Here is a 22,815-nt window from a genome sequence, read left to right as displayed (position 1 = left end):
ATCTGGCGCTTCGGACAATCAACTACTGCGCAGCAACTGCGGTTTGCGCTGATGCAGGTCGATGATGAGTTCCCCGAACAAGGTGTTGGCCCAGGCGAACCAGTCACGCGTGAATGTGGCCGGGTTGTCCTTGTCGAAGGCCTCATGCATGAAGCCGGTGCCGGCATGCGTGGTCTTGAGCCATTGCAGGCATTGGCGCAGCTGCGCATCGTCGTCGCTGACCAGCGCGTACTGCACGATCGCCATCGGCCAGATGGTGCCCATGCCGCTGTGCGGGCTGCCCACGCCTTCTGCCGCGGTGCCGCGCGAAAAGTACGGGTTGCGCTCGCTCCAGGCCAGCTGACGTGTGCGCAGGAACACCGGGTCGGCGCGATCGCAGCAGCCCAGGTACGCCAGGCTGAGCAAGCCGGGCGCGTTGGCGTCGTCGATGAACAACTGGTTGCCGTAGCCGTCCACTTCAAACGCCCAATACGCCTGCCCATCGCTGTCGCGCATCTGCCCGAACTGGCGCGTGGCGGTTTCCACTTCGTCGGCGAGCGCCGTGCAGTCGGCCGCAAATGCGCTGTCGCGATGGATCTGCGTGCTCATGCTGGCCAGCTGCCGCAGCGAGGCCACCGCGAACAGGTTGGCCGGCACGAACAATGGGAATACGCAGGCATCGTCGGACGGGCGGAACATCGAATGGATCATGCCGTTGGGCTTGGTCGGCTGGCCGTAGCCTTCCAGCACCAGCGTCTCGGTGGCCAGCGGCGAGGGGCGCTGGAACATGTACGGGCCGCGGTTGTCCTTGCGCTGCTGTTCGCGGAAGGTGCGCACCACCACGTGCATCGCCTCGCGCCAGTCGTCGTCGAACGGCGCGGTGTCGCCGGTGGCACGCCAGTATTCGTGCGCGATGCGGATCGGGTAGCACAGCGAATCGATTTCCCACTTGCGCTCGCCCACACCGGGCTTCATCTCGGTGATGTCGTTGAGCGACCACTTCAGGCGCTGGGTCTGGCCATCGGGCAGGAACGCGTTGGCATACGGATCGAGCTTGATGCAAGCCGCCTGGCGCTGGATCAGGCCATGGAACATGCGCCGCAGCGCCGGGTCGCGCTTGGCCAGCGGCACATACGGATGCACCTGCGCGGACGAATCGCGCAGCCACATCGCGTGGATGTCGCCGGTGATGACGAAGGTGTCCGGCTTGCCGTTGCGGGTGCCGGTTTCCACTGTGGTGTCGAGCGTGTTGGGGTAGCAGTTCTCGAACAGCCAGGCCAGTTCCGGGTCGGCAATGCGCGCCTTGATCTGGGTGATCTGCTGCTCCACTGCGGTGCTGACAAAGCGACGCTGCGCCTTGGGCGGACGCTTACTGACAAAGCCCGAGGCCGGCGACGAGGTCGCTGCGCGTGCACCGGGGATGCCGCCGATCAGCGCGCTGCCTGCGGCGGCGCCGAGCATGCCTAGCATCGTGCGGCGCGAGACGGCGGCGGCGGTGGGTTGCGTGCTGTCGTCGCGCGCTGGCTCAGTGATGCTGTCTATGGGGATCTTACGCATGGATACTCCTGATGCCGCGCCCGTGCTGTGGGCGCGTGGTGTTCGTGACGCGCATGCCGGCACTGCGCCGGCGCGCTGCGAATGGCCTTACTTCGGCAGCGGTGCGCGGCCCTGGATGGTGAGCGCCGCACTCTGGCCGGGGGCGCCGGTGTCTGGCTGGCCGCCACCCACGAACAGCCGGTAATCGCCGGCTTCCACCGCACGCGTGCCGGTACGGTCCACATCGCTCAGTGCGCGCGCATCCAGGGTGAAGGTGAGCGTGCGCTGCTCGCCCGGCTGCAGATGCACGCGCTGGAATCCAACCAGGCTGCGCAATGGCGACTGCGGGCGGTCTGGGTACTGCAGATACACCTGCGCCACTTCATCGCCCGCGCGTTCACCGGTATTGCGCACGGTCGTGGTCACCTGCAGCGGGCTGCCGGCCTGCAGCGTGGTGGCGGACAGGCGCGGCGCCTCGTACGCAAAGCGGGTGTAGCTGAGCCCGTAGCCGAACGGGAACAACGCCTCGCCCTTGAAATAGCGGTACGTGCGGCCCTTCATGTCGTAGCTGACGTACGGCGGCAGGTCTTTGGTGGAGCGATAGAACGTCACCGGCAGGCGCCCGCCGGGGTTGTCGTCGCCGGCCAGCGCACGGGCAATGGCGGTGCCGCCGGACTGGCCGGGGTACCACGCCGCCACGATCGCATCGGCATGGGTCTTGGCCCAGTTCAATGCCACTGCGCTGCCGCTCATCAACACCACCACCAACGGCTTGCCGGAGGCCTTGGCACGCTCCAGCAAGGCCTGTTGCGCGGCGGGCAGTGCGATGTCGTTGCGGTCGCCGCCGTCGAAGCCGGGCACGTCGATGCGCAGCTCTTCGCCTTCCACATCCGGCGAGAGCCCGACGAAGGCCACCACCGCATCGGCCTGCGCCACGGCTTGTTCGGCTTCGGCCAACTGTGCGGCGGCCGGCGCCAGCCACTCCAGGCGCACGCCCTGGTCCTGGCCGCGGTGTTCCATTTCCAGACGAATCTTGCGCGGGCGGGTGTCGTCGAAATGCAGCACCGTCTCCACGCTGCGGCCGTCAGCGTTGTGCATGCCTGCCGGCACGTGCTTGTCTTCGGCGTTGCCGGCAACGACCAGTTTGTCGTCGATGTACAGCCGCACCGGGTCGTGGCCGGTGCAATCGAAGCACCGCGCCACGCGCACTGCCAGGGTGTAGTCGCCAGTGCCGGGCGGCAACAGCTCGCCGCTCCAGCGCACGGCGTAGCGATCGGCGGGCACGCCCTTGGCCGGGCTTACCTGGTCCCAGTTGAAGCTGATCGCGCGGTCCTGGCGCGTCACGCGCGGTGCGCCTTCCAACTCGACATTGTCGAAATACTCACCGCGCAACCCGGGCTTGCCGTCGCTGCGCAGCGCGGTCTCCGGAATCATGCCCGGCACGCCAGCGGCCAGCGGCGCGCCTTGCGCATAGCGCACCTGCTGCGCGCCGAAGCGTTGGCGCAGGCCGAGCAGCGGCGTCACCGGCTGCGATGAGGTGCCTTGGTAGTTGGCTTCCAGTGCAGCCAATGCATCGGCGTTGGGGCCGATCACCGCCAGCCGTGTACCGGCCTTCAATGGCAGCGTGGCGTTTGCGTTCTTCAGCAGCACGATCGACTCGGCCGCCGCCTGCAACGCCAGCGCACGGTTGCCGGCGTTGTCGATGTCCTTGGCGCCGAGCCTGGCGTAGCGGTCCTTGCGCGGCGCCTGCAGCTCGCCCAGGCGGTAGCGTGCGGCGAACAGGCGCACCAGCGATTGATCGAGCAAGGCTTCGTCCACTTCACCGCGTTCGATCGCGGTGCCAAGCGCGCGATAGGCAGTGCCGCAGTTGAGATCGTGGCCGGCCTTGAGTGATGCGGCCGACGAGCCGGCGTTATCCGGACGGAAGTAATGGAACTGGGTCATGTCGTCCACCGCATCGCAGTCGGAGACCACAAAGCCCTTGAAACCCCAATCGCCGCGCACGCGGCCGTTGAGCAACCAGTCCGCCGCGCATGCCGGCGTGCCGTGCAGGGAGTTGTAGGCACACATCACCGAGCCGGCCTGGCCCTCGACCAGCGCGGCGCGGAACGCAGGCGTGTAGGTCGCTTCCACATCGCGCGGGGAGACGTCCACATCGAAACCATGCCGGCCCGGCTCCGGGCCGCTGTGCACGGCGATGTGCTTGGGCGTTGCAATGGTGCGCGGATGTTCCAGGTCATCGCCTTGCAGGCCGCGAATGAAGCCCACGGCCAGTTGCCCGGTGAGGAACGGGTCTTCGCCATAGGTTTCCATGCCACGTCCCCAGCGCGGGTCGCGGAAGATGTTGATGTTCGGCGACCAGATGGTCAGGCCTGCGTAACGCTTGTGGTCCTTGCCCGGGCCGCCGGCCTGGTTGAACTTGGCACGTGCCTCGGTGGACACCACCGTGCCCACCTGCTGCATCAGCTGCGTATTCCAGCTGGCGGCCAGCCCGATCGCCTGCGGAAACACCGTGGCGTAGCCATTGCGGGCAATGCCGTGCAGGCCTTCGCTCCACCATTCGTAGGCGGGGATGCCCAGGCGCGGAATTGCCGGCGCCGCGTTCATCGCCTGGGCCACTTTTTCCTCGCGGCTCATCTGCGCGACCAGTGCGGCGGCACGCTGTTCCGGCGTGCCGGCGGGCGCTGCGGCCTGAGCGGGCGCGCTGGTCAGCGGTGCGGCCAAGGCAAACCCGAGAGCAAGGGCCAGGCGATGCGGAAACACGGACAACGACATCATTTCACTCCTGCCGTGCGGCAGTGGCCGCGCGGCGTTGCATTGGGGTACCCGTCGCGTGGCGACGGGCAGGGATGGATCTGGATGCGGCAGGCCGTGCATTGGCACTGCCGCGGTAGTGCGACTTCCGCTCGCGCTGCTGTGCAGGTGCGAAGCGGTGCGGTGGTGCTGGCGTGCGCCGCGCCTTGCACCAACGATGATGTTCACCGCGGTGCACGCGCCGCGCGCACTGCGCAGCGCACTGCAATGTCATTTGCTCTCGGCCGGCTCCGGTGGTGCACCCGCCAGCGTGCTGGCCAGGTCGCGGACCTGCAGCGCGGACTGCAACTGCGCCAGCGCTGTCTTGCTGGTCACGTGCACGGTCAGCGGCTCGCCCGGCAGCAGGTCGAAGGCGTTGTCCGACAGCGTGGCGTCCACGTCGCCGAACGATAGCCACACCTCGCGCGCCAGCGTCTTGCTGGACAGCGTGAGCGCGTAGCCATCGCCATCGGCGCGCCACTGGCTGTCGATCCTGGCGGTGGGCAAGGCCAGTTGCTTGGCGGCGGCGAAAAACACCACTTCGCGTGAAAGCACGGTATCGCCATCCAGCAGTTCGAACACCGCGTAGCTACGCTTCGGATCGGCGCTGCCCAGCAATTGCTTGTCGCTGAAGTTGCCCACCTGCAGGCTGCTCAGCGGCTTAAGCGTGGCTTTTTCTTCGCGCTTGCTCAGCACCTTGCCCTCCATGCTCATCACGCGCATGCGCCAGCGCGCCTGCAGCGGGGTGGTGCGGTCGGACACCAGCGAGACCTCGGTCTGACCCTTGTCGTTGCGCAGCGCGGCGATCATCTCCGGCGCATAGAAGCGGCGTGCGTGGTAGTGCAGCGCCTTCCAGCGGCCGTAGTAGTCCACGCTGGACCAGGAGGCGCCGGGCCACACGTCGTTGAGCTGCCAGTACAGCGAGCCCATCGACTGCGGACGCGAAGCGCGTAGATGCGAGGCGGCCAGGTTGATTCCTTCGGCCTGCATCAGCTGGCTCAGGTAGACGAAGCTTTCGAAATCCTTGGGCTCGCCGAATTCGCGGCGGATATACAGCATCAGCCGCTTGTTGCCGTTGCCCTTGTCGAACTTCTGATGCACGCGCATCACCGGCGATTCCGGATCCATGTCGCCGGGTTCGGCGAACGCGCGCACGGTGCGCATGTCCGGGAACGACTGCAGGCCGTATTCGGACATGAAACGCGGAGTGACATTGAGGTATTCGGTGACCGGCAGTGCAGGGCCGCCCCAGACCTTCCAGTAATGCATGTCGCCGTCGTTGGCCTGGTCCGCGGCACCGTCGAAGTTAGTGCCGGGTGAGGTGGACCAATACGGCACATCGCTGTCGTAGGTAGCGACCACTTCGCGGAACACGGTGCCGAACAGCGTGGTCATGCCGCGCTCGATGCGGCTACGTTCTTCCGGGTCCACCGACTGCTTGAACTTGACCCGGTCGCCCCAGTTTTCCCAACCGGTCTGCACTTCGTTGTTGCCGCACCACAACACCACGCTGGGATGGTCGCGCAGGCGTTTGACCTGCTCGATCGCTTCCTGGCGGGTGTTTTCGCGGAACTCCACGTCATACGGCGGCACCGCGCCACCGAACATGAAGTCCTGCCAGATCATGATGCCCAGCTCGTCGGCCACCTCGTAGAAGTGGTCGTCCTGGTAATGGCCGCCGCCCCACATGCGCAGCATGTTCATGTTGGCATCGCGTGCGTCCTGCAGGGTGCTGCGCATGCGCGCCTGGCTGACGCGCGAGGGGAAGGCATCGAGCGGAATCAGGTTGGCGCCCTTGGCAAAGATCGGGATGCCGTTGATCACGATCTCCATGCTCTTGCCGAACTTGTCTTTTTCGCGGCGCAGCTCCACCGAACGCAGGCCGGTGATGCGCTTGATCTGCTGGCTGTCGCCATCGGCATCGCGCACCGTGGCCACGAAGGTGTAGCGGTCCTGCGCGCCGTAGCCGGCCGGGAACCAGCGCTTGGGCTTGGCGATGCGCACGGCCAGATCGATGCGGTTCTGGCCCGGGTCGACCACCGCGTCCTGGGTGAACTGGCCCACGCGCTGGCCATCCGGGCCGAGCACATCAAGGCTCACCTGCACCGGGCCGCTGCGGCCGGCCTGCAACGCCAACTGCGCCTGCAGTTGCGCGCTATCGGCGTCCACGCGCTGCTGGGCGATATGCAGCCCATCCACGCGCACCGCATCCCAGGCTTCCACACGCACGTCTTTCCAGATGCCGGCATTGACCATGCGCGGGCCCCAGTCCCAGCCGAAGTTGTACGGCGCCTTGCGCACGTAAGTGGAACTGTGCCGCGATTCGGGCTCGTCACCGAAGGCCGAATCGTAGGCGCCCGGCAGGGCGTACGGCTGCTTGGCCAGCCATGGCTGGATCTTCTTGATCGGCGAAAACAGCTTCACTTCCAGCACGTTGTCGCCGCGCTTGAGCAGCGCCTTGGCGTCCACGCGCCACTGCCGGAACATGTTGTCGGCACTGAGCAGCGGCTTGCCGTTGAGGGTGACCTCGGCAAACGTATCCAGGCCATCGAACACCAGCTCCACATGCTCGCGCGCGAGCGTGGCCGCATCCACGGTGAAGCGCGTCTGGTACTGCCAGTCGCTCAGGCCGGCCCACTGAATCTTGCCTTCGTTGTCGCGGTAGAACGGGTCCGGCACGACCTTGGCGGCGATCAGATCGGTTTGCACCACGCCCGGCACCTGTGCCGGCAACCAGGCGGCGGCCTTGGGGTAGGTCTTGGCCTGTTCCTGCCCCGGCACCAACCGCACCTGCCAGCCGCTGTCCAGCGCCACGGCCGTGGGCGGTGCCGCCCAGGCCTGCGACATGGCGAAGGCGAGGGCAAGCCCGAGACGGGCGGGTGCAGGAACACGACGGTGGCGGGACAGGGACATGCAGGGTTCTCCTTGGAGGGATCAGCGCGTGGCGGCGGGGGGCGCCTGCGCGGTGGTTTCAATCAGATGGACGGCGCCGATGGCATACAACGGGCCGGTGATGGGGGCGGTGAAGCGCAGGCACAGATCGTGCGTGCCGGTGCGTGCAGGCAGCGCGCTTTCCAGCGTGAGTTGTTCGCCGAGCGCGTTGCCCTTGGGCAGCGGGATGCGCGCGAGCAGCTCGCCTTCGCAACCCAGGCGCACTTCGAGTTCGCCGCCGGGTGTCTTGGCCGGGTACTTCTGCACTTTGGACTGCTCGTGCGCCAGACCGAAGTTGCGCGCCAGGCGTGCGACGTCCACCTTGATCGCCCCCACGCCCTCCAGCCGCGCCTGCGGATACAGGCGGCAGGCATGGAACAGGTCCACGTTGTAGACCGGCGTGTCGGCGCCCGGCAGATCCGGCAGCAGCGGCAGGCGCAGGCCCAGCGCCCCTTGCTCGACACAGTGACGCAGACTCTGGGTGTCGCGGCTCAGCAGCGCGGCACGGTCAAAGGTGCGGCTGCGTGGGGCGGCCAGTGCGATGCCATCGTCGGTGAAGGCGGTGGCCTTGACGGTGGTGGGCAGCTGAATCGCGAACGGCGCCGTGTAGCGCGGTGCATCCGGCGTGGGGTCGCTGCCATCCACGGTGTAGTGCAGGCTGCCGGCGCCGCTCTGATTGCCAAGCGACACCTTGGCCGGGCCACCGGCCAGTACCGCGTTGACGTCGCCGTCCAGATCGATGTCGGCGGCAAAGGCGCCATCGCTGTAATCGATGCCCAGCGCCTGATAACGCTGCAGCTGCGCCGGCATCCGCGCCAGGAAACTCTTCCAGTCGCGCGCGGCCATCGGCGACCACGTCACTTCGGCCACCGCTGCCAGGCGCGGGAACAGCGCGTGGTCGATGTGCCAGCGCGAGGGAATGTATTCGGCCCACAACGCCCCCTGTGCGCCGAGCACATGCTTGGCCTGTTCGGCATTGAGCGCGGTCGGCACCGGGTTGAACGCGTAGACCTTCGAGAGCGGTAGCGTGGTCAGGCGGCCGTTGGGTTCATCGCTACGCGTGGTTTGCAGGTTGTCCAGGTACAGCGAATCGCCCGGTGCCAGCACCACGTCGTGGCCTTGCTTGGCGGCGGTCACCGCGCCTTCGATGCCACGCCAGGACATCACGGCCGCGCTGGCCGGCACGCCGCCTTCGAGGATTTCGTCCCAACCGATCATGCGCCGGCCATGCTGGGTGAGGTACTGCGCCAGTTGTTCGTTGAACCAGCCTTGCATCGCGTGTGCGTCCTTGACGCCCAGCGTGCGCATCTGTGCGCGAACGGCCGGCGAGGCTTCCCATTGGTCCTTGACTGCCTCATCGCCGCCGATGTGGATGTAGGTCGACGGGAACAGCGTGAGCACTTCATCCAGCACATTGGTGATGAAGGTCAGGCTGCGTTCGCTGGTGTTGAACAGGTACGGGTTGACACCCCAGTTCACGCCCACCTGGGTGCGCACGCCGGGGACGCCCACCTCTTCGGGGTAGGCGGCAACTGCCGCCTGCGCATGCCCGGGCATATCCAGCTCGGGCAGCACGGTGATGTGCAGGCGCGCCGCGTAGGCCACCACTTCGCTGATCTGTTCCTGCGTGTAGAAGCCGCCATAGCGCTCCGGTGTGCCGTGCTGGCCCGCGCCCGGCGGCGTGCGCCACGCACCCACCTCGGTGAGCTTGGGATAGCGCTTGATCTCGATCCGCCAGCCCTGGTCATCGGTGAGATGCCAGTGCAGCACGTTGAGCTTGTGCACGGCCATCGTGTCGAGCACGTGCTTGACCGTTGCCACGTCGTGGAAGTGGCGCGCCACATCCAGATGCTGGCCGCGCCAGCTGAAACGCGGCCAGTCGCGGATGGTCACCGCCGGTACCTCGACATCGCCCTTGCGCGCATCCGGGGTCATCAGCTGCCACGCGCTCACGGTGCCGTAGAACAACCCGGCGCCATCACGCGCCTGGATACGGATGCCCTTCGCGTCGCTATCCAGGCTATAGCCTTCCTTCTGCGCTACCGGTGCCTGCGCGCTGCGTTCCAGGCGGATGCTGCCCGGTGAGGCGCTGGTTTCGTTGCGTACTTCCAGCGACAGGCCGCGCGTGCGCTTGAGCAGGTCGGCGAGATATTCGGCGCTGCGGCGTGCATCGGCATCGCCACCGACGATCGAAATCACCGTGCCGGCACCGATGTGGAAACTGCCACTGCCGCGGGTGACCTGCGCCGGGGCCGGAATCAGGGGCAGCGGTGTGTTGGCGGCAGGTGCCGCGGGGGCGCCGGCACTGGCAACGGCCGGTGCGGTGCCGGCCTCGCGTTGACCACATCCAAGCAGGGCGCTGACTGCAACGCAGCAGACAAGCAGGCGCGACGGCAATCGTGTGGACAGCAGCACGCGCGACGACAGCGTGCGTGGAACAGGGCCGGTGTTGGAGAGCATGCAATCACATCCCGATGTGGCGATCAGCGCGCGTCATGCAGCTTGCCACGCGCCAGGACACGGCAGCCACGCACAGTAGCAAAGCCGTGGCGAACGACGCAGGGACTGGCGCACGCTTCGTGCGCGCGCCGCCCTGCTGCGTGGCGGGCTCAGCGCTGCGCCACCGGCAGCTCGTCCCACACCTTCGGATCTTCGGCGCCCAGCACCCAGCAGCTGAAGCCTTCCAGGCCGTACTGCTTCACCATGTCGTAGCGTGCCTTGAAGCTGCGCGCATCCGGGCGGAACACCCACTCACGCATATCGTCGCGGTAGAAGTAAAACCACGATTCCTGCTCCACCGGATCCCACTGCACGGTGGCGTTCTGTTCGATCGCCAGCGGGAAGGATTCGTCGGCATCGATATACGTGGCCGAGATGTTCGACGCTTCGGTGCCGTCTTCCTTCACCGGGTTGCCGGTGTACCAACGGTAGCCGTAAGTGGCGATACCCAGCGACAGCTTTTCCTTCGGTACCTGGGTGATGGCGTAGTCCAGGTGCTTCTTCATCCACACCATGCCGTCGACCGGGCCGGGCGTGGTCCAGCGGGTGTGCTGGTCGTAGGTCATGATGCTGACCAGATCGGCGGCCTGGCCCAGTGCCTTCAGGTCATACGCGCCGCGCCAGTATTCCCACATCCACTTGGAAAACTGGCCGCCTTCGGCATGGCCCGGCGCATTGGGCACCACTGCCACCGACATCTTGAAACCGGCCTTGTGCAGCGCATCGGCGGTCTGCTTGACCATCAGCGTGTAGGCATCGCGATCGGTCCAGGCGATGTTCTCGAAATCGAACTGGAAGCCGTAGTACTTGTGCTGCTTGCCGTGGATCAGCAGCGATTCGATCATGCGCTTCTTGGCTGCTTCGTCGTGCATTAGCTTGTGGAAGCCGTCGCGGCCGGTGGTCATCGACAGGATCGGCATCACGCGCAGATTCTTCTGCTTGGCGATGTCGTACAGATACATGTTGGGCGTGCCGTTGACCAAGCCGTTCTGATCCACGCCATACCAGGTGGGCACCACCACATCGATCTTGTCGACATTGGCCAGGAACGAGTTGGTCGATTTCTGCGTGTTCATCAGATAGAACAGCGCCGTGGGGTTCTTGGCCAGCGCCAAGGTGGGCGCGCAGGCAACCGCCAGCGCGAGCAACATCCAGGTCAATCGCTTGATCATGAAGACAGGATCCGTCAGGGAGTGGAAGAGGGCGCAAGGTCGATGCGGAACACGTAGGCGCTTTCGCCGACCGGCTTGGCCGGTAGCCGCAGGTGCAAGCCATCGGCCTGTTGTTCGAAGGGAATCTTTTTGCCATTGGCCAGCAGCGTCACCCCGCGCACGCCATCGGCGGCAGTGAGCGAGCGGATCACCGCCTTGCCATCGGCCGGCCAGCCCAGTTCAATGGCATACAGCGCGCCATCGCGGGTGGTGAAGCGGAAATCTTCAGCGGTGTACGGCTTGGTCTTGACGTCCTGGAAGGTGCCGCCCACCACTTCGGTGGGGCCTTCGCCATACACGCGCCACGGCTTGCTGTCGTAGATCGCGCCGCCATTGGTCTTGAGCCACTTGCCGATCGCCAGCAGGATGCCGCGCTCGGTGTCGGGGATGGAGCCATCGGCGCGCGGGCCGATGTTGAGCATCAGGTTGCCGTTCTTGGCCACCACATCGGCCAGCATGTGAATGATGAAGGTGGGCGACTTGTAGGTGTCGTTTTCGATATAGCCCCACGATGCATTGCTCACCGAGGTGTCGGTCTGCCAATGCGTGGGGTGGATGCCGGTGAGCTGGCCGCGTTCGATATCCAGCGTGCCGGCGCCTTCGGGGAACGCACCCAGCTTGTAGTTCACCACCACGCCACGGTCGGCTTCGGTCCGCGCCGCGCCCTGGTTGTAGTAATACGCCAGCATGGTCGGCAGGCTGCTGCGGAAGGTGGGATGGGCGATCCACCAATCGAAATAGATCAGGTCCGGCTGGTAGACATCGATCAACTCGGTGGTGCGCGCCAGCCAGTCGTCCAGCCACGCCTGCGACACCGGCGTCCAGTCGTTGGCGACATCAGCGTCGTCCTTGCCGGGCAGGCGCACCTGCGCGGGGCCGTACAGCGCCGCATAACGCGGGTCGTTGACGTCGGAATCGAACTTGCGCCCGCCATCGAAGAACCAGTTGTGCTCGGCGCGGTGCGAGGACAGCCCGAAGTGCAGGCCTTGCGCACGGATCGCGGTGGACAGTTCGCCCAGCAGGTCGCGCTTGGGCCCCATCTTCATCGCCGTCCAATCGGACAACTTCGAGTCGTACAACGCAAAGCCATCGTGATGCTCGGCCACCGGCACCACGTAGCGCGCACCGGATTCGCGGAACAATTGGGCCCAGCCAGTGGGGTCGAACTTGGGCGCGGTGAACTTGGGAATCAGGTCCTTGTAGCCGCTGCTGGCCTGCGGGCCATAGGTCGCCACGTGGTGCGCGAATTCCTTGGAGCCTTCCAGATACATGTTGCGCGAATACCACTCGCTGCCGAAGGCCGGCACCGAAAACACGCCCCAGTGAATGAAGATGCCGAACTTGGCGTTGTCGTACCACGCAGGTGATTGGTACGCCTTCAGCGCAGCCCAGTCGGGACGGAACGGCCCCTTGCGCGCGCCGGCTTGCGCTTCGCGCACCAGCCGCGCGCGTTCGGGCGCGTACTGCGCGGTGGCGTCGAGCCACTGCTGGTCGATGACCTCCGGGCTGAGCGTGGTGGCGGTCGGCGCGGTGGGCGATTGTGCTGCGCTGAGCGTGGCGGCAGGCAACGCGAGCAACAGACCGAGCGCGAGCATTCGCGTTCTGGGTGCAGCTCCGGCGTGGCGGCGGGATGGAGCCGCAAGGCGGCTATCGGTCGTCATGGGAACTGCACTCCTGTGGGCAAAGACGCGCCGGCATCAGGCATCCGGCCCGTGGTTGCGAAGCGGGACTGGCCATCACCCTTCAGCACGAAGGGCGATGGCCAGGTCCACTCAATGTGCACTGCATGCACTGTCGTTGCCCCATGCAACGACAGAAAAAAAAGCGCGCCACCGTGGAGGGTCGGTGGCGCGCCGTCACACCATCAGAACTTGAAGTTGAGCTGTGCCTGGTAGCCGCGGCCGTTCTTGTAGAACGCGGTCGGGGTATCACGCGTGTTGCTGAAGACCCGGTAGGTGGAATCCAGCAGGTTGGTGGCACCGAAGGTGATGCCCATGTAATCGGTGATCTGGTAGGAGGCGTTCAGATCCAGCTGCTTGTAGGCATCTGCAAAGTCACGCGATTCCAGTCGGCCGATCTGGGTGAAGTACTTCGAGCGGTAGCTGTAGTTCACACGCACGGTCCAGTCGCCGTGTTCCCAGTACGGGATCACGTTGTAGGTGTCGCGCGACAGGTACGGCAGGTTCAAGCCCGAGCTGGAATCGGATTCGGCAAACGTGTAGTTGGCCTGCAGACCAAAGCCCAGACCGAAGGTCTGCTGGTAGTTGACCGACACGCCCTTGACCTTGGCATCGGACACGTTCACCGGCGTGGTGACCTGGTACAGACCGGCAACGGCCGGCGGTGCCGGGTTCAACTGCTGGCTGGTGGTGGTGCTGACGATGTAGGAGCTGATATCGCGGTAGAACACTTCGCCGGACAGCATGCTGGACGGAGCGAAATACCATTCCGCAGCAAGGTCGTAGTTGGTGGACTCGTACGGCTTCAGATCCGGGTTGCCGCCGTTGGCAGTCAGGTCACCGGTACCGCTGTTGATGGTGAACGTACCGGCCAGGTCGGCATAACGCGGACGTGCAATCACCTTGGCCGCCGAGAAGCGCAGCACGGTGTCGTCGGTGATGTCGTAGGCGATGTTGAAGCTCGGCAGCGCCTTGCGGTAGTCGTTGGTTTCGGCCACGCGGTCGAAGTTGGTGCCACCGTCGTTGCTCTGCCAGAACTCGGACTTGTCGGTGGTGTCGACCAAACGCACGCCGACGTTACCGCGCCACTGGCCGGATTCGAAGTTCAACTGCGTGTAGACGTTCTGGGTGATTTCCTTGACCTGGAACGAGGCGCCGAAATCGGTGCGGTACGGGCCCTGCGGCTGCGACAACAGGTAGCTGCGCACGGCATTCAAGCTGGCGGTCGGCCAGGTGGTCAGGTCGCCGCTGGCGCCGAGGCCGTCGTACAGGCTGCTGGGCGTGCTGCCCGGGTTGAACTGCGTCAACGACACTGCATCGGTGGAGTTGATGCGGTTGCCGCGCGCGTCCACGCCGTTGTTGTGGTTGATGTACTTGTAGCCGAATTGCAGCTTGGTGAACGGGCCCCATTCCAGGTCACGCGACGCGTCCCACTGGAAATACTTCTCGTCGTCCTTGCTCTTCTGGTAGGCGATACCGCCGGCCTGCATGATGCCGGTATTGGTGCCCGGGATATTGCCTTGCTGCCCGGGAGCCAAACCTGCCGGATTGCCTGGCAAGACCCAGTTTGCTGCTCCGCCATTGTCGTAGTTGACCGCCGTGTTGCGGCCATCAAACGCGTAGTTGTAACCGCCGTCCTGCATCAGGAACTTCATCAGGTATTCGGGGTTCTTGCCGCCGGTGGCTTCGGTATAGCCGCCCTGGGTGGTAAACACCCACTTCTCGCCGGACCAGTCGTGACGCAGGTTCAGGCTCTTCGTGGTGACAGTGCTTTCGCGGTAGTTTGCGTCCAGTTGGGAATAGGGCTGCGCGAGTCCGTTATCTGCGAAATTTGCAGAGGTGATCACTCCATTTTGCACTGTCGCCCTGTCTATCAATCGCATGTTGCTGATTTGGACAGCGTTCCCATTTTCATCGACAGAGCCATCCGCTGCTGGTGAACTACAGTTCGGGCACACGTAACGCGCTTGGCTGAAGTTGTTGTACTTGCCCTTGATGTACAGGCCGGTCAAGTTGAATTCGTTCTGCTCGTTCGGCTTCCACTGCAATGCACCCTGCAGGCCGCTGCGCTCGCGGGTCTGCTGGAAGAATGCGCTGCTGATGCCGGCCGGCACGCGGGCGGTGGCCACATCGCTGCCGTCGCCGGTGATGGTGGCGCTGGCGGGGATGTTGGCGCCGGTGGTGTAGCCGAAGTATTCGATACCGGCGCGTGCCAGGTCCTGCTTGTCGTGCGTGGCGGAGATCAACGCGCCGAAGGTCTCGTCGTCGTTCTTCCAGCTCCACAGCGCCGAGCCGCGCGGATTACCTTCTTCCGAGCGATCGTTGTAGTTGTAGCCGATCGAGCCGCGGATGGTGTTCTTGGGCAGGTCCAGCGGCTTGCGGGTGTGCACGATCACGGTGCCGCCGATCGAGCCTTCGTCGATGCGCGCTTCAGGGGTCTTGTAGACCTCCATCAGGCCGATGATTTCCGGCGACAGCAGCGTGTAGTTGAAGGTACGGCCGCTGGTGTCGGTCGGGTTGCCGCCCCAGTCGCCGGAGGCAATGGTCTGGCCGTTGAGCAGCACGCGGTTCAATGCCGGGTCGGTGCCGTTGATGCTGACCTTTTCGCCTTCGCCGAACTGGCGGTCGACGCTGATGCCCGGCAGATGCGAGAGCGATTCGGCGGCGTTGATGTCCGGGAACTTGCCGATGTCTTCGGCGCTGATCGCGTCGACGATCGAGTTAGCCGAGCGCTTGACCGCCTGGCTCTTCTCCAGCGAAGCGCGATAACCGGTGACGGTGATCGTGTCCAGCTCGGTGGTGGACGAGGGCGCGTTTGGAGCAGCTTGCGGAGCGGCTTGCTGTTCTTGTCCGGCAGCCATGGCAGCGCCGGAGTAGTACAGGGCGGCGGTAATACAGAATGCTAACGTCGTGGTGCGGCTGTGCATGGCTAAACCTCGTTGGTTAGTGCTTTGAGCGCGGATGGCCCGTGGTGAGGCGCAACGCGCTCGGCGTGGCCGGCAAAACAACACGCCCTGACCGATCGCGGTGATCGCCTGACCGAACTTCGAGTGAAGTGCGGCTGCGGTAATTCGCGTGGTAGAGGAGGTGTCCCCCGTGTGGTGGTGCAGTGGAGCGAACGCGACATCTGCGAGTGCAGCGTCCCATGACGCGTGGCTCGCAAATCTGGATGTTCGGGCGAGGGGCGCGCCAGTCCGTACAGTCGTAAAACAGTCCATGGCCCCTCCTGCCTGAACTCCGATTTGAATCGAGTCTCGCGTAGCGTTGACAGCGTTGTCAACACATCGTCACAGATCTCTGAACTCGCTGCGATTGCGCTGCAATGCAGCATTTTTGTGCGGTGGTTCGCGGAACGCCGGCGGCGCTGCGTGGTCTGGCCGCAGTTGGCGTATGCAGCGATCGGCTGTTTCTATGGGCGAAGCGCGGTTCTAGTGAACATTGCCGAAGTTTGTGCCGGAATCACCATTACCAGCGCTGATATTTGTTGGATGATGGAATTGACCGCGCGCGCGATGCAGCACGCGCGCGACGGTTGCGTTACAGGACAATTGCTGACAACGTTGTCTACCCGCTCGCCGTTCGTCGGCCAGCAGGACGATGTCGGCCCCGCTGCCACTTATCAGGAGAATGCGTGAGCGCAAGCAGCCCAATGGAAGCGGTGGCATTTCCGCGCCCCGAAACCTTCGTTGCCGCAGATGTCGGAGGAACGCATGTGCGCCTGGCGCTGGCCTGCGAAAGCAACGATCCGCGCAAGCCGGTCACCGTGCTGGATTACCGCAAGTACCGCTGCGCTGATTACCCGGGCCTGGCCGAGATCATGGCCGCGTTCTTTGCCGAGCTGTCCTGCGCGCCGGTGCGCCGTGGCGTGATCGCCAGCGCCGGGTATGCACTGGAAGATGGCCGTGTGATCACCGCCAATCTGCCGTGGGTGCTGGCGCCGGAGCAGATCCGCCAGCAGCTCGGCATGCAGGCCTTGCACTTGGTCAACGATTTCGAAGCGGTCGCCTACGCGGCCAATTACATGACCGGCAATCAGGTCATGCAGCTGTCCGGCCCCGCCCAGGGCGCTCCTGGCCCGGCATTGGTGCTCGGCCCGGGCACTGGCCTGGGCGCGGCGCTGTGGATTCCCAATGGTGGGAACTCGGTGGTGTTGCCGACCGAGGCCGGCCACGCCGCACTGGCGGCAGCCAGTGATCTGGAAGTGGCCTTGCTGCTGGGGTTGCGCCGCACGCGCAGCCATGTGGCGACCGAACATTTTCTCTCCGGCCCGGGCTTGCTCACGCTGTATACCGCGCTGGCCACTCTACGCGACGCGCCGGCGGTGCACGCCACCCCGGCTGCGGTCACTGCTGCAGCACTGGCGGGTGACGACGTGCTGGCGCACGAGGCACTGCAGACGTTCTGCGGTTTCATGGGTAGCGTGGTTGGCGACATGATGCTGTTGTACGGCGTGCGTAGCGGTGTGTATCTGGCCGGTGGTTTCCTGCCGCAGATTGCCGACTTCATCGCCCGCAGCGACTTCGCTGCGCGCTTGCTCGACAAGGGCCCGCTGCGCCCTGCGCTGGAGCAGGTGCCGGTGCGCATCGTCGAACACGGCCAGCTTGGCGTGATCGGTGCCGCCAGCTGGTTCCTGCAGCACGGCCGCTAAGCGCCGGGGTTCCGCGGGGCGCAGAGGCAGCATGCGTTCGGTGCGCAGCGCTACCACGCGCCTGGCATTAGTCGGACACAGGTAGGAGCGCCCTCGGGCGCGATGAAGCTCTACCGGTAGAGCCCTCGCGCCCAAGGGCGCTCCTACATAAGATCGGATCGCCTCACAGCCAGCGCTTAGTCCGCGGAATGCTTGGTCAGCGCGGTGCGCGCCTGGCTGAAGTTCGGCCTCAGATTCCCAATCCGGCCGCTGCGCGCTGTCATCATGCAACCCGCCGATGCCGACGTAGGATATGCGCGGTTTCGATAAGTAAGCAGGGATAAGTAAGCAGGAAAGTCACAGCACGTCGTAGGAGCGCCCTCGGGCGCGATGAGGCTCTATCGATAAAGCCCTCGCGCCCAACGGCGCTCCTACAGAAACGCAGCCCTGAAAGGACGTGCCTTGCCAGCGCCGCACACACACGAACAACCCGCCCTACAAATCCCCAAACCGTGACTGCAGCGCCGCAATCGCTGCCAATCCCGCGGTTTCGGTGCGCAGGATGCGGGGACCCAGGCGCAGCCCGGTGAAGCCGGCCTCGCCCAGCGTTGTGCGGTCGCGTGGCGACCAGCCACCTTCCGGGCCGATCGCCATAATTACCTCTTGCCCGGGTTGCACCGCCAGCGTGCCCAGGCGATGTTCGCCGTGCGGGTCCAGCGTCAACCGCAACGCCTGTGCATCGCTGGCACGCGCGGCGTCCTGCAGCGACGCGGGCGGTGCCAGCGAGGGAATGCGTGCGCGCCCGGATTGCTCGCAGGCCGAGACAATCACGCTGCGCCAATGCGTCATGCGTTTTTCCAGACGCGCGGCGTCCAGCTTCACCTCGGTGCGCTCGGCATTGACCGGCACGACCGCTGTCACGCCGAGCTCGGTGGCTTTCTGCAGAATCAGGTCCATCTTCTCGCCGCGTGCAATGCCCTGCAGCAGGGTGATTGCCAGCGGCGACTCGTTGCTCACTGCCTCCACCCGCTCGACCACAGCCCGCGCCTCGCGCTTGCCGGCCACGGTGATGCGTGCGTGGTAGTCACTGCCATCGCCATTGAACAGCACGCAGGCATCGCCTTCGCGCAGCCGCAGCACACGCAGCAGATGGTTGGCCGATTCCTCCGGCAGCGTGACATCGCCGCCGCTGTGCAGCGGCAATGCAACATACGAACGGGTCAGGCGCATGCAACGGCCTCGGCGATGGCGTGGCGGGTGGTGTCGGCAAGCAGCGCAAGCTGCGCGTCGTCCACGCAATATGGCGGCATCCAGTACAGCACGTCGCCCAACGGGCGCAGCACTACGCCGCGTGCCAGTGCGGCGCGGTAGGCCTGCAGGCCCACGCGCGCAGCGGCGGGGAAGGGCGTGCGCTTGTCGCCGCCCTGGGTGAGCTCGAAGGCGACGATCATGCCGGCCTGGCGCACGTCGGCCACCGCGCTGTGCTCGCCGATCTGCGCAGCGAGCTGGGTCATGTGTGCGGCGGTGCGTTGGTTGCGCGCAATGATGTCGTCGTCGGCGAAGATCTGCAGCGTCGCCAACGCCGCCGCACATGCCAGCGGGTTGCCGGTGTAGCTGTGCGAATGCAGGAAGGCGCGCTCGCGCGAGTCATCCAGAAACGCGTCATACAGCTGCTGCGTAGCCAGCACCGCCGACAGGGGCAGGAAGCCACCGGTAAGCCCTTTCGACAGACACAACAGATCAGGCATCACGCCGGCCTGTTCGCAGGCGAACAAGGTGCCGGTGCGGCCGAAGCCGGTGGCGATCTCGTCGGCGATCAGGAACACGCCATACGCATCGCACAGTTCGCGCGCACGGCGCAGGTAAGCCGGGTGATACATGCGCATGCCGCCGGCGCACTGCACCCGCGGCTCCAGGATCAAGGCGCAGATTTCGCCCGGGGATTGCTCCAGCAGATGCTGCAGTGCATCGGCCGCCTGCAACGCGTAGTCCTCGGCGCTCTGTCCCGGTTCGGCCAGGTACGCATCGGGCGAAGGCGCGAAGATCGATTCCAGCAACAGCGGCGCGTACACGCGGCGGTACAGCGGAATGTCGCCCACCGACAGCGCACCGATGGTCTCGCCGTGGTAACCGTTCTCCAGCGCGATGAAGCGGGTGCGGCGGTGCTCGCCACGGTTATGGAAATAGTGGAAGGCCATCTTCAAGGCGACTTCCACCCCGGCCGAGCCATTGTCGGCGTAGAACACCTTGGCCAGCGGCGCGCGGTGGGGCTGGCGCGGCGCGATCGCCAGCAGCCGCTCGGCCAGTTGCACGGCGGGCGCATGCGTGAAGCCGGCCAGCATCACCTGTTCCAGCGTGCCGGCCTGCTGCGCGATGGCCGCGCCGATGCGCGGTTCGGCGTGGCCAAACAGATTGGTCCACCAACTGCTGACCGCATCCAGATAGTGGCGGCCATCGTGGCCGATCAGCCAGGCGCCGTCGCCACGTGCGATCGGCACCAGGGGTAGTGTGTGCGGGTGCTCGCGCATCTGGGTGCAGGGGTGCCACACCACCGCAAGATCGCGTTGCCGCCAATGTTCGGCAGCTTCGAGGGCTGCCGGGTCTGCTAGGATTTCGGGCTCATGAACATGTCGATGCATCTGCCTATTCTATCGGCCGGCTCCGCCGCTGCGTGCTGCGCATGAGCACGCGTCTGCCGACCATCCACAAGATCACTGATCTGGGCGAGGGGCCGTTCCGGCGCCAGCAGCTCGATCTGGAATTTTCCAACGGCGAGCGCCGCCTGTACGAACGCCAGCTCAGTCAGGGCCACGGCGCTGTGGTGGTCGTGCCGATGCTCGATGCGCAGACCGTGCTGCTGGTACGCGAGTACGCCGCCGGCGTGCACCGCTACGAGCTGGGCCTGGTCAAGGGCCGCATCGATGCCGGCGAGACGCCCGAGCAGGCCGCCGACCGCGAGCTCAAGGAAGAAGCCGGCTACGGCGCGCGCCAGGTGCAGGTGCTGCGCGCCATGACGCTTGCTCCTACTTATATGAGTCACCAATCCTGGCTGGTGCTGGCGCGCGACCTCTACCCCGAGCGTCTGCCCGGCGACGAACCGGAAGAACTGGATGTCATCCCCTGGCCCTTGGCACGCCTGGACGAACTGATGCTGCGCGAAGACTTTTCCGAAGGCCGTTCCCTGGCGGCCCTGTTCATTGCGCGCGAGTGGCTGGAGCGCAACCCATGATCCGTATCCCGATGGAATTGCGCGAGACCGTGATCGCGATCGCGCGCCAGGCCGGCGACGCCATTATGGAGGTGTACGCGCAGGATTTCGCTGTCGAGATCAAGGCCGACGCCAGCCCGTTGACCCAGGCCGACCTGGCCGCCAACCGCGTCATCGTGGAAGGCTTGCGCCGGGTCACGCCGGATGTGCCGGTGTTGTCGGAAGAGTCTGCCCACGTGGCCTGGGAAGAACGCCAGTACTGGACCAGCTATTGGCTGGTCGACCCGCTGGATGGCACGCGCGAGTTCGTCAAGCGCAATGGCGAGTTCAGCGTCAACATCGCCCTGATCCACATGGGCGCGCCGGTGCTGGGTGTGGTGCAGGCGCCGGTCGATGGCCGCGTCTGGTATGCGGCGCGCGGCGAGAACGCCTACCGCCGCGATGGCGACCGCGACGAAATGCTGCATTCGCGCACGCCTGCTGCTGCCCCGTTACGGGTCGCCGCCAGCCGCTCGCATCGCGATGCACGCACAGCCGCCGCGCTGGAACGCATGGGCCAGATCGACGTGGTGGCGCAGGGCTCCTCATTGAAGTTCTGCCGCATCGCCGAAGGCGAGCTGGATGTGTACCCGCGCTTCGGTCCCACCTCCGAGTGGGACACCGCCGCTGGCCAGTGCGTGCTGCATGCCGCCGGTGGCGCGCTGCTCGCGGCCGGCACCGGCAAGCCGTTCCGCTACAACCGCCGCGACACCTTGCTCAATGGCGACTTCATCGCCCTGGGCGACCCCGGCCTGCCGTGGCGCGACTGGCTGGTGTAAGCGTGCCGCCCCGCCGCACCCAACGAGAGATCCGATGAGCCAACCTCCTTCCAGCGGCGACATCGCGCACCTGCTGCAGCTGATGGTACGCCTGCGCGACCGCGAGCACGGCTGCCCGTGGGATGTCGAACAGACCTTCGCCACCATCGCGCCGTACACCATCGAAGAAGCCTACGAAGTGGCCGACGCGATCGATCGCCACGACCTGCCCGGCCTGAAGGACGAATTGGGCGACCTGTTGTTGCAGGTGGTCTTCCACGCGCAGATGGCGTCCGAGCAAGGTGCCTTCGGGTTTGCCGACGTGGTCGCCAGCATCAGCGACAAGCTGGTGCGTCGCCATCCGCATGTCTTCGGCGCGCAGCAGGTGGATGGCGCGCAGGCGGTGAGCGCCAACTGGGAGCAGATCAAGCGTGAGGAGCGCCGCGCGGCGGGAGAGAAAGACAGTTCCGCGCTGGCCGGCATCGCACGCGGGCTGCCGGAGTGGCAACGGGCCACCAAGTTGCAGTCGCGCGCGGCACGGGTCGGTTTCGATTGGCCCGGCCCGGCGCCGGTGCTGGAAAAACTGCAGGAAGAAATCGACGAGCTGCGCGTGGAGTTTGCGCGTGGCCCGGTCGCCGACAACCAGGCACGACTGGAAGACGAGTTGGGCGATGTGCTGTTTGTCTGTGCCAACCTGGCCCGGCATGCCAAGGTGGATGTGGGCGCGGCATTGCGCCACGCCAATCTGAAATTCGAGCGTCGCTTCCGCGCGATGGAGGCATATGCCCAGGCCGACGGTACCGCGCTGGACGCGCTATCGCTGAGCGAACAGGAAGCGTTGTGGCAACGCGTCAAGCGTGACGAGCCCGCCGCGCAGTGACCGCGGCGCTGACCACGCTGCTGTTGTTCGTGGCCACCGCGGTGGCCGAATTGGTGGGTTGCTACCTCCCTTATCTTTGGCTGCGCAAAGGCGGCAGCGTGTGGCTGCTGTTGCCGGCCGCACTCAGCCTGGCGGTGTTCGTCTGGTTGTTGACCTTGCACCCGGCCGCCAGCGGCCGCGTGTATGCCGCCTATGGTGGCGTCTACATCGCCACCGCACTGCTGTGGTTGTGGTGGGTGGACCGGGTGACGCCCACGCGGTGGGATCTGCTCGGCGCCGGCTGCTGCCTGCTGGGCATGGCCATCATCATGTTTTCGCCGCGCTCCGGTTGAGTGCGCTCGTGCGGGTGGGTCACAGGCATGGAGTGCCTCGCTATCGCGCTGCACGTTGAGGCGGTTCTCTCCACACCTTCTTATGCGTCGCGGTAAGAACTGCCTTCGGCGGGTCCGAGACAGATCGCCGTGGCTGCTGCACTGCGCCATGCGAGGGGACCGCGCGCGTACTGATCAAGCGCCGCGCACACGCGTAAGGTTGGTCATGCGCAGCGCCTATGCGCCGCCTGCCTGATGGCACCCATCGATGATCCCACGTGCATGCCTCCCGTCTTCCAGCGCATTCGGGCACTCCACGCACAGGCCTATACTTGGGCAAGGATCGTTCGCATCGGGGAAGGAG

Annotated in this window: 15 protein-coding genes; 6 read left to right on the top strand and 9 right to left on the bottom strand. The window is 65.6% G+C overall.

Going from position 1 to position 22,815, the window contains the following annotated elements:
• Positions 1 to 18: 18 nt before the first annotated feature.
• From ACCQ01_RS16115 to ACCQ01_RS16085, 7 genes are all read right to left on the bottom strand, one after another.
• Positions 19 to 1,449, bottom strand: a complete 1,431-nt coding sequence (locus ACCQ01_RS16115; protein WP_228432067.1) for a glycoside hydrolase family 125 protein — start codon at positions 1,447 to 1,449, stop codon at positions 19 to 21.
• A 174-nt stretch (positions 1,450 to 1,623) separates the two neighbouring features.
• Complete coding sequence (locus ACCQ01_RS16110; protein WP_228431972.1) at positions 1,624 to 4,290, bottom strand: glycoside hydrolase family 3 C-terminal domain-containing protein; 2,667 nt, start codon at positions 4,288 to 4,290, stop codon at positions 1,624 to 1,626.
• Between the two features lie 249 nt (positions 4,291 to 4,539).
• Entirely contained in the window at positions 4,540 to 7,221 is a 2,682-nt protein-coding gene (locus ACCQ01_RS16105; protein WP_228431974.1) for a beta-mannosidase, read from the bottom strand.
• A gap of 21 nt (positions 7,222 to 7,242) precedes the next feature.
• Positions 7,243 to 9,699 carry a family 20 glycosylhydrolase gene (locus ACCQ01_RS16100; RefSeq protein WP_228431975.1) on the bottom strand — a complete coding sequence of 819 codons (2,457 nt, stop codon included), beginning with the start codon at positions 9,697 to 9,699 and terminating at the stop codon, positions 7,243 to 7,245.
• A 149-nt stretch (positions 9,700 to 9,848) separates the two neighbouring features.
• Positions 9,849 to 10,910 (bottom strand): glycosyl hydrolase family 18 protein, encoded by a 1,062-nt coding sequence (locus tag ACCQ01_RS16095; protein WP_011038014.1) that lies wholly within the window; start codon positions 10,908 to 10,910, stop codon positions 9,849 to 9,851.
• A 14-nt stretch (positions 10,911 to 10,924) separates the two neighbouring features.
• Positions 10,925 to 12,610, bottom strand: coding sequence for an alpha-L-fucosidase (locus ACCQ01_RS16090; protein WP_228431977.1), 1,686 nt, complete (start codon positions 12,608 to 12,610; stop codon positions 10,925 to 10,927).
• Between the two features lie 203 nt (positions 12,611 to 12,813).
• Positions 12,814 to 15,555 (bottom strand): TonB-dependent receptor, encoded by a 2,742-nt coding sequence (locus tag ACCQ01_RS16085; protein ID WP_228431979.1) that lies wholly within the window; start codon positions 15,553 to 15,555, stop codon positions 12,814 to 12,816.
• A 315-nt stretch (positions 15,556 to 15,870) separates the two neighbouring features.
• On the opposite strand from ACCQ01_RS16085, the gene ACCQ01_RS16080 reads away from it, so the two are divergent.
• A complete protein-coding gene (locus ACCQ01_RS16080; RefSeq protein ID WP_228431981.1) occupies positions 15,871 to 16,263 on the top strand; it encodes a hypothetical protein in 393 nt (130 codons plus the stop codon).
• Positions 16,264 to 16,277: 14 nt separating this feature from the next.
• Positions 16,278 to 17,276: a glucokinase family protein gene (locus ACCQ01_RS16075; protein WP_228432069.1), complete on the top strand. Its 999-nt coding sequence runs from the start codon at positions 16,278 to 16,280 to the stop codon at positions 17,274 to 17,276.
• A 474-nt stretch (positions 17,277 to 17,750) separates the two neighbouring features.
• Here the strand turns inward: ACCQ01_RS16075 and ACCQ01_RS16070 are convergent, their stop codons facing one another.
• On the bottom strand, positions 17,751 to 18,485 hold the full coding sequence (locus ACCQ01_RS16070) for a 16S rRNA (uracil(1498)-N(3))-methyltransferase (protein WP_228431983.1): 735 nt from the start codon (positions 18,483 to 18,485) through the stop codon (positions 17,751 to 17,753).
• The gene (bioA, locus tag ACCQ01_RS16065) at positions 18,476 to 19,894 is read right to left on the bottom strand and encodes an adenosylmethionine--8-amino-7-oxononanoate transaminase (RefSeq protein ID WP_228431984.1); all 1,419 of its coding nucleotides are present in this window, start codon (positions 19,892 to 19,894) and stop codon (positions 18,476 to 18,478) included. Before bioA ends, ACCQ01_RS16070 begins: the two co-directional genes overlap by 10 nt.
• 41 nt (positions 19,895 to 19,935) lie before the next feature.
• Between bioA and nudE the strand changes: the two genes are divergently transcribed.
• From nudE to ACCQ01_RS16045, 4 genes are read left to right on the top strand one after another with little or no spacing between them, the layout of a single operon-like run.
• Positions 19,936 to 20,484 (top strand): ADP compounds hydrolase NudE, encoded by a 549-nt coding sequence (gene nudE, locus ACCQ01_RS16060; protein WP_029216848.1) that lies wholly within the window; start codon positions 19,936 to 19,938, stop codon positions 20,482 to 20,484.
• Entirely contained in the window at positions 20,481 to 21,281 is an 801-nt protein-coding gene (cysQ, locus tag ACCQ01_RS16055; protein ID WP_014508542.1) for a 3'(2'),5'-bisphosphate nucleotidase CysQ, read from the top strand. Before nudE ends, cysQ begins: the two co-directional genes overlap by 4 nt.
• A 34-nt stretch (positions 21,282 to 21,315) precedes the next feature.
• Positions 21,316 to 22,140, top strand: coding sequence for a nucleoside triphosphate pyrophosphohydrolase (gene mazG / locus ACCQ01_RS16050; RefSeq protein WP_228431985.1), 825 nt, complete (start codon positions 21,316 to 21,318; stop codon positions 22,138 to 22,140).
• A complete protein-coding gene (locus tag ACCQ01_RS16045; RefSeq protein WP_019237419.1) occupies positions 22,137 to 22,472 on the top strand; it encodes a YnfA family protein in 336 nt (111 codons plus the stop codon). The genes mazG and ACCQ01_RS16045 overlap by 4 nt, the downstream gene beginning before the upstream one ends.
• Positions 22,473 to 22,815: the final 343 nt, after the last annotated feature.

The sequence above is a fragment of the Xanthomonas sp. NCPPB 4037 genome (assembly GCF_041475695.2).
Lineage (GTDB): Bacteria > Pseudomonadota > Gammaproteobacteria > Xanthomonadales > Xanthomonadaceae > Xanthomonas > Xanthomonas campestris.
The sequence above is the reverse complement of the archived record's forward strand: the minus strand, read 5'-3'. Positions and strand labels throughout refer to the sequence as shown.

Bases quoted from the DNA above. Each gene is read 5' to 3' on its own strand.
- ACCQ01_RS16075 (WP_228432069.1), top strand. From the start codon at position 16,278: ATGGAAGCGGTGGCATTTCCGCGCCCCGAAACCTTCGTTGCCGCAGAT.
- ACCQ01_RS16105 (WP_228431974.1), bottom strand. From the start codon at position 7,221: ATGTCCCTGTCCCGCCACCGTCGTGTTCCTGCACCCGCCCGTCTCGGG.
- ACCQ01_RS16100 (WP_228431975.1), bottom strand. From the start codon at position 9,699: ATGCTCTCCAACACCGGCCCTGTTCCACGCACGCTGTCGTCGCGCGTG.
- ACCQ01_RS16095 (WP_011038014.1), bottom strand. From the start codon at position 10,910: ATGATCAAGCGATTGACCTGGATGTTGCTCGCGCTGGCGGTTGCCTGC.
- ACCQ01_RS16110 (WP_228431972.1), bottom strand. From the start codon at position 4,290: ATGTCGTTGTCCGTGTTTCCGCATCGCCTGGCCCTTGCTCTCGGGTTT.
- nudE (WP_029216848.1), top strand. From the start codon at position 19,936: ATGAGCACGCGTCTGCCGACCATCCACAAGATCACTGATCTGGGCGAG.
- mazG (WP_228431985.1), top strand. From the start codon at position 21,316: ATGAGCCAACCTCCTTCCAGCGGCGACATCGCGCACCTGCTGCAGCTG.
- ACCQ01_RS16085 (WP_228431979.1), bottom strand. From the start codon at position 15,555: ATGCACAGCCGCACCACGACGTTAGCATTCTGTATTACCGCCGCCCTG.
- ACCQ01_RS16070 (WP_228431983.1), bottom strand. From the start codon at position 18,485: ATGCGCCTGACCCGTTCGTATGTTGCATTGCCGCTGCACAGCGGCGGC.
- bioA (WP_228431984.1), bottom strand. From the start codon at position 19,894: ATGCATCGACATGTTCATGAGCCCGAAATCCTAGCAGACCCGGCAGCC.
- cysQ (WP_014508542.1), top strand. From the start codon at position 20,481: ATGATCCGTATCCCGATGGAATTGCGCGAGACCGTGATCGCGATCGCG.
- ACCQ01_RS16090 (WP_228431977.1), bottom strand. From the start codon at position 12,610: ATGACGACCGATAGCCGCCTTGCGGCTCCATCCCGCCGCCACGCCGGA.
- ACCQ01_RS16115 (WP_228432067.1), bottom strand. From the start codon at position 1,449: ATGCTAGGCATGCTCGGCGCCGCCGCAGGCAGCGCGCTGATCGGCGGC.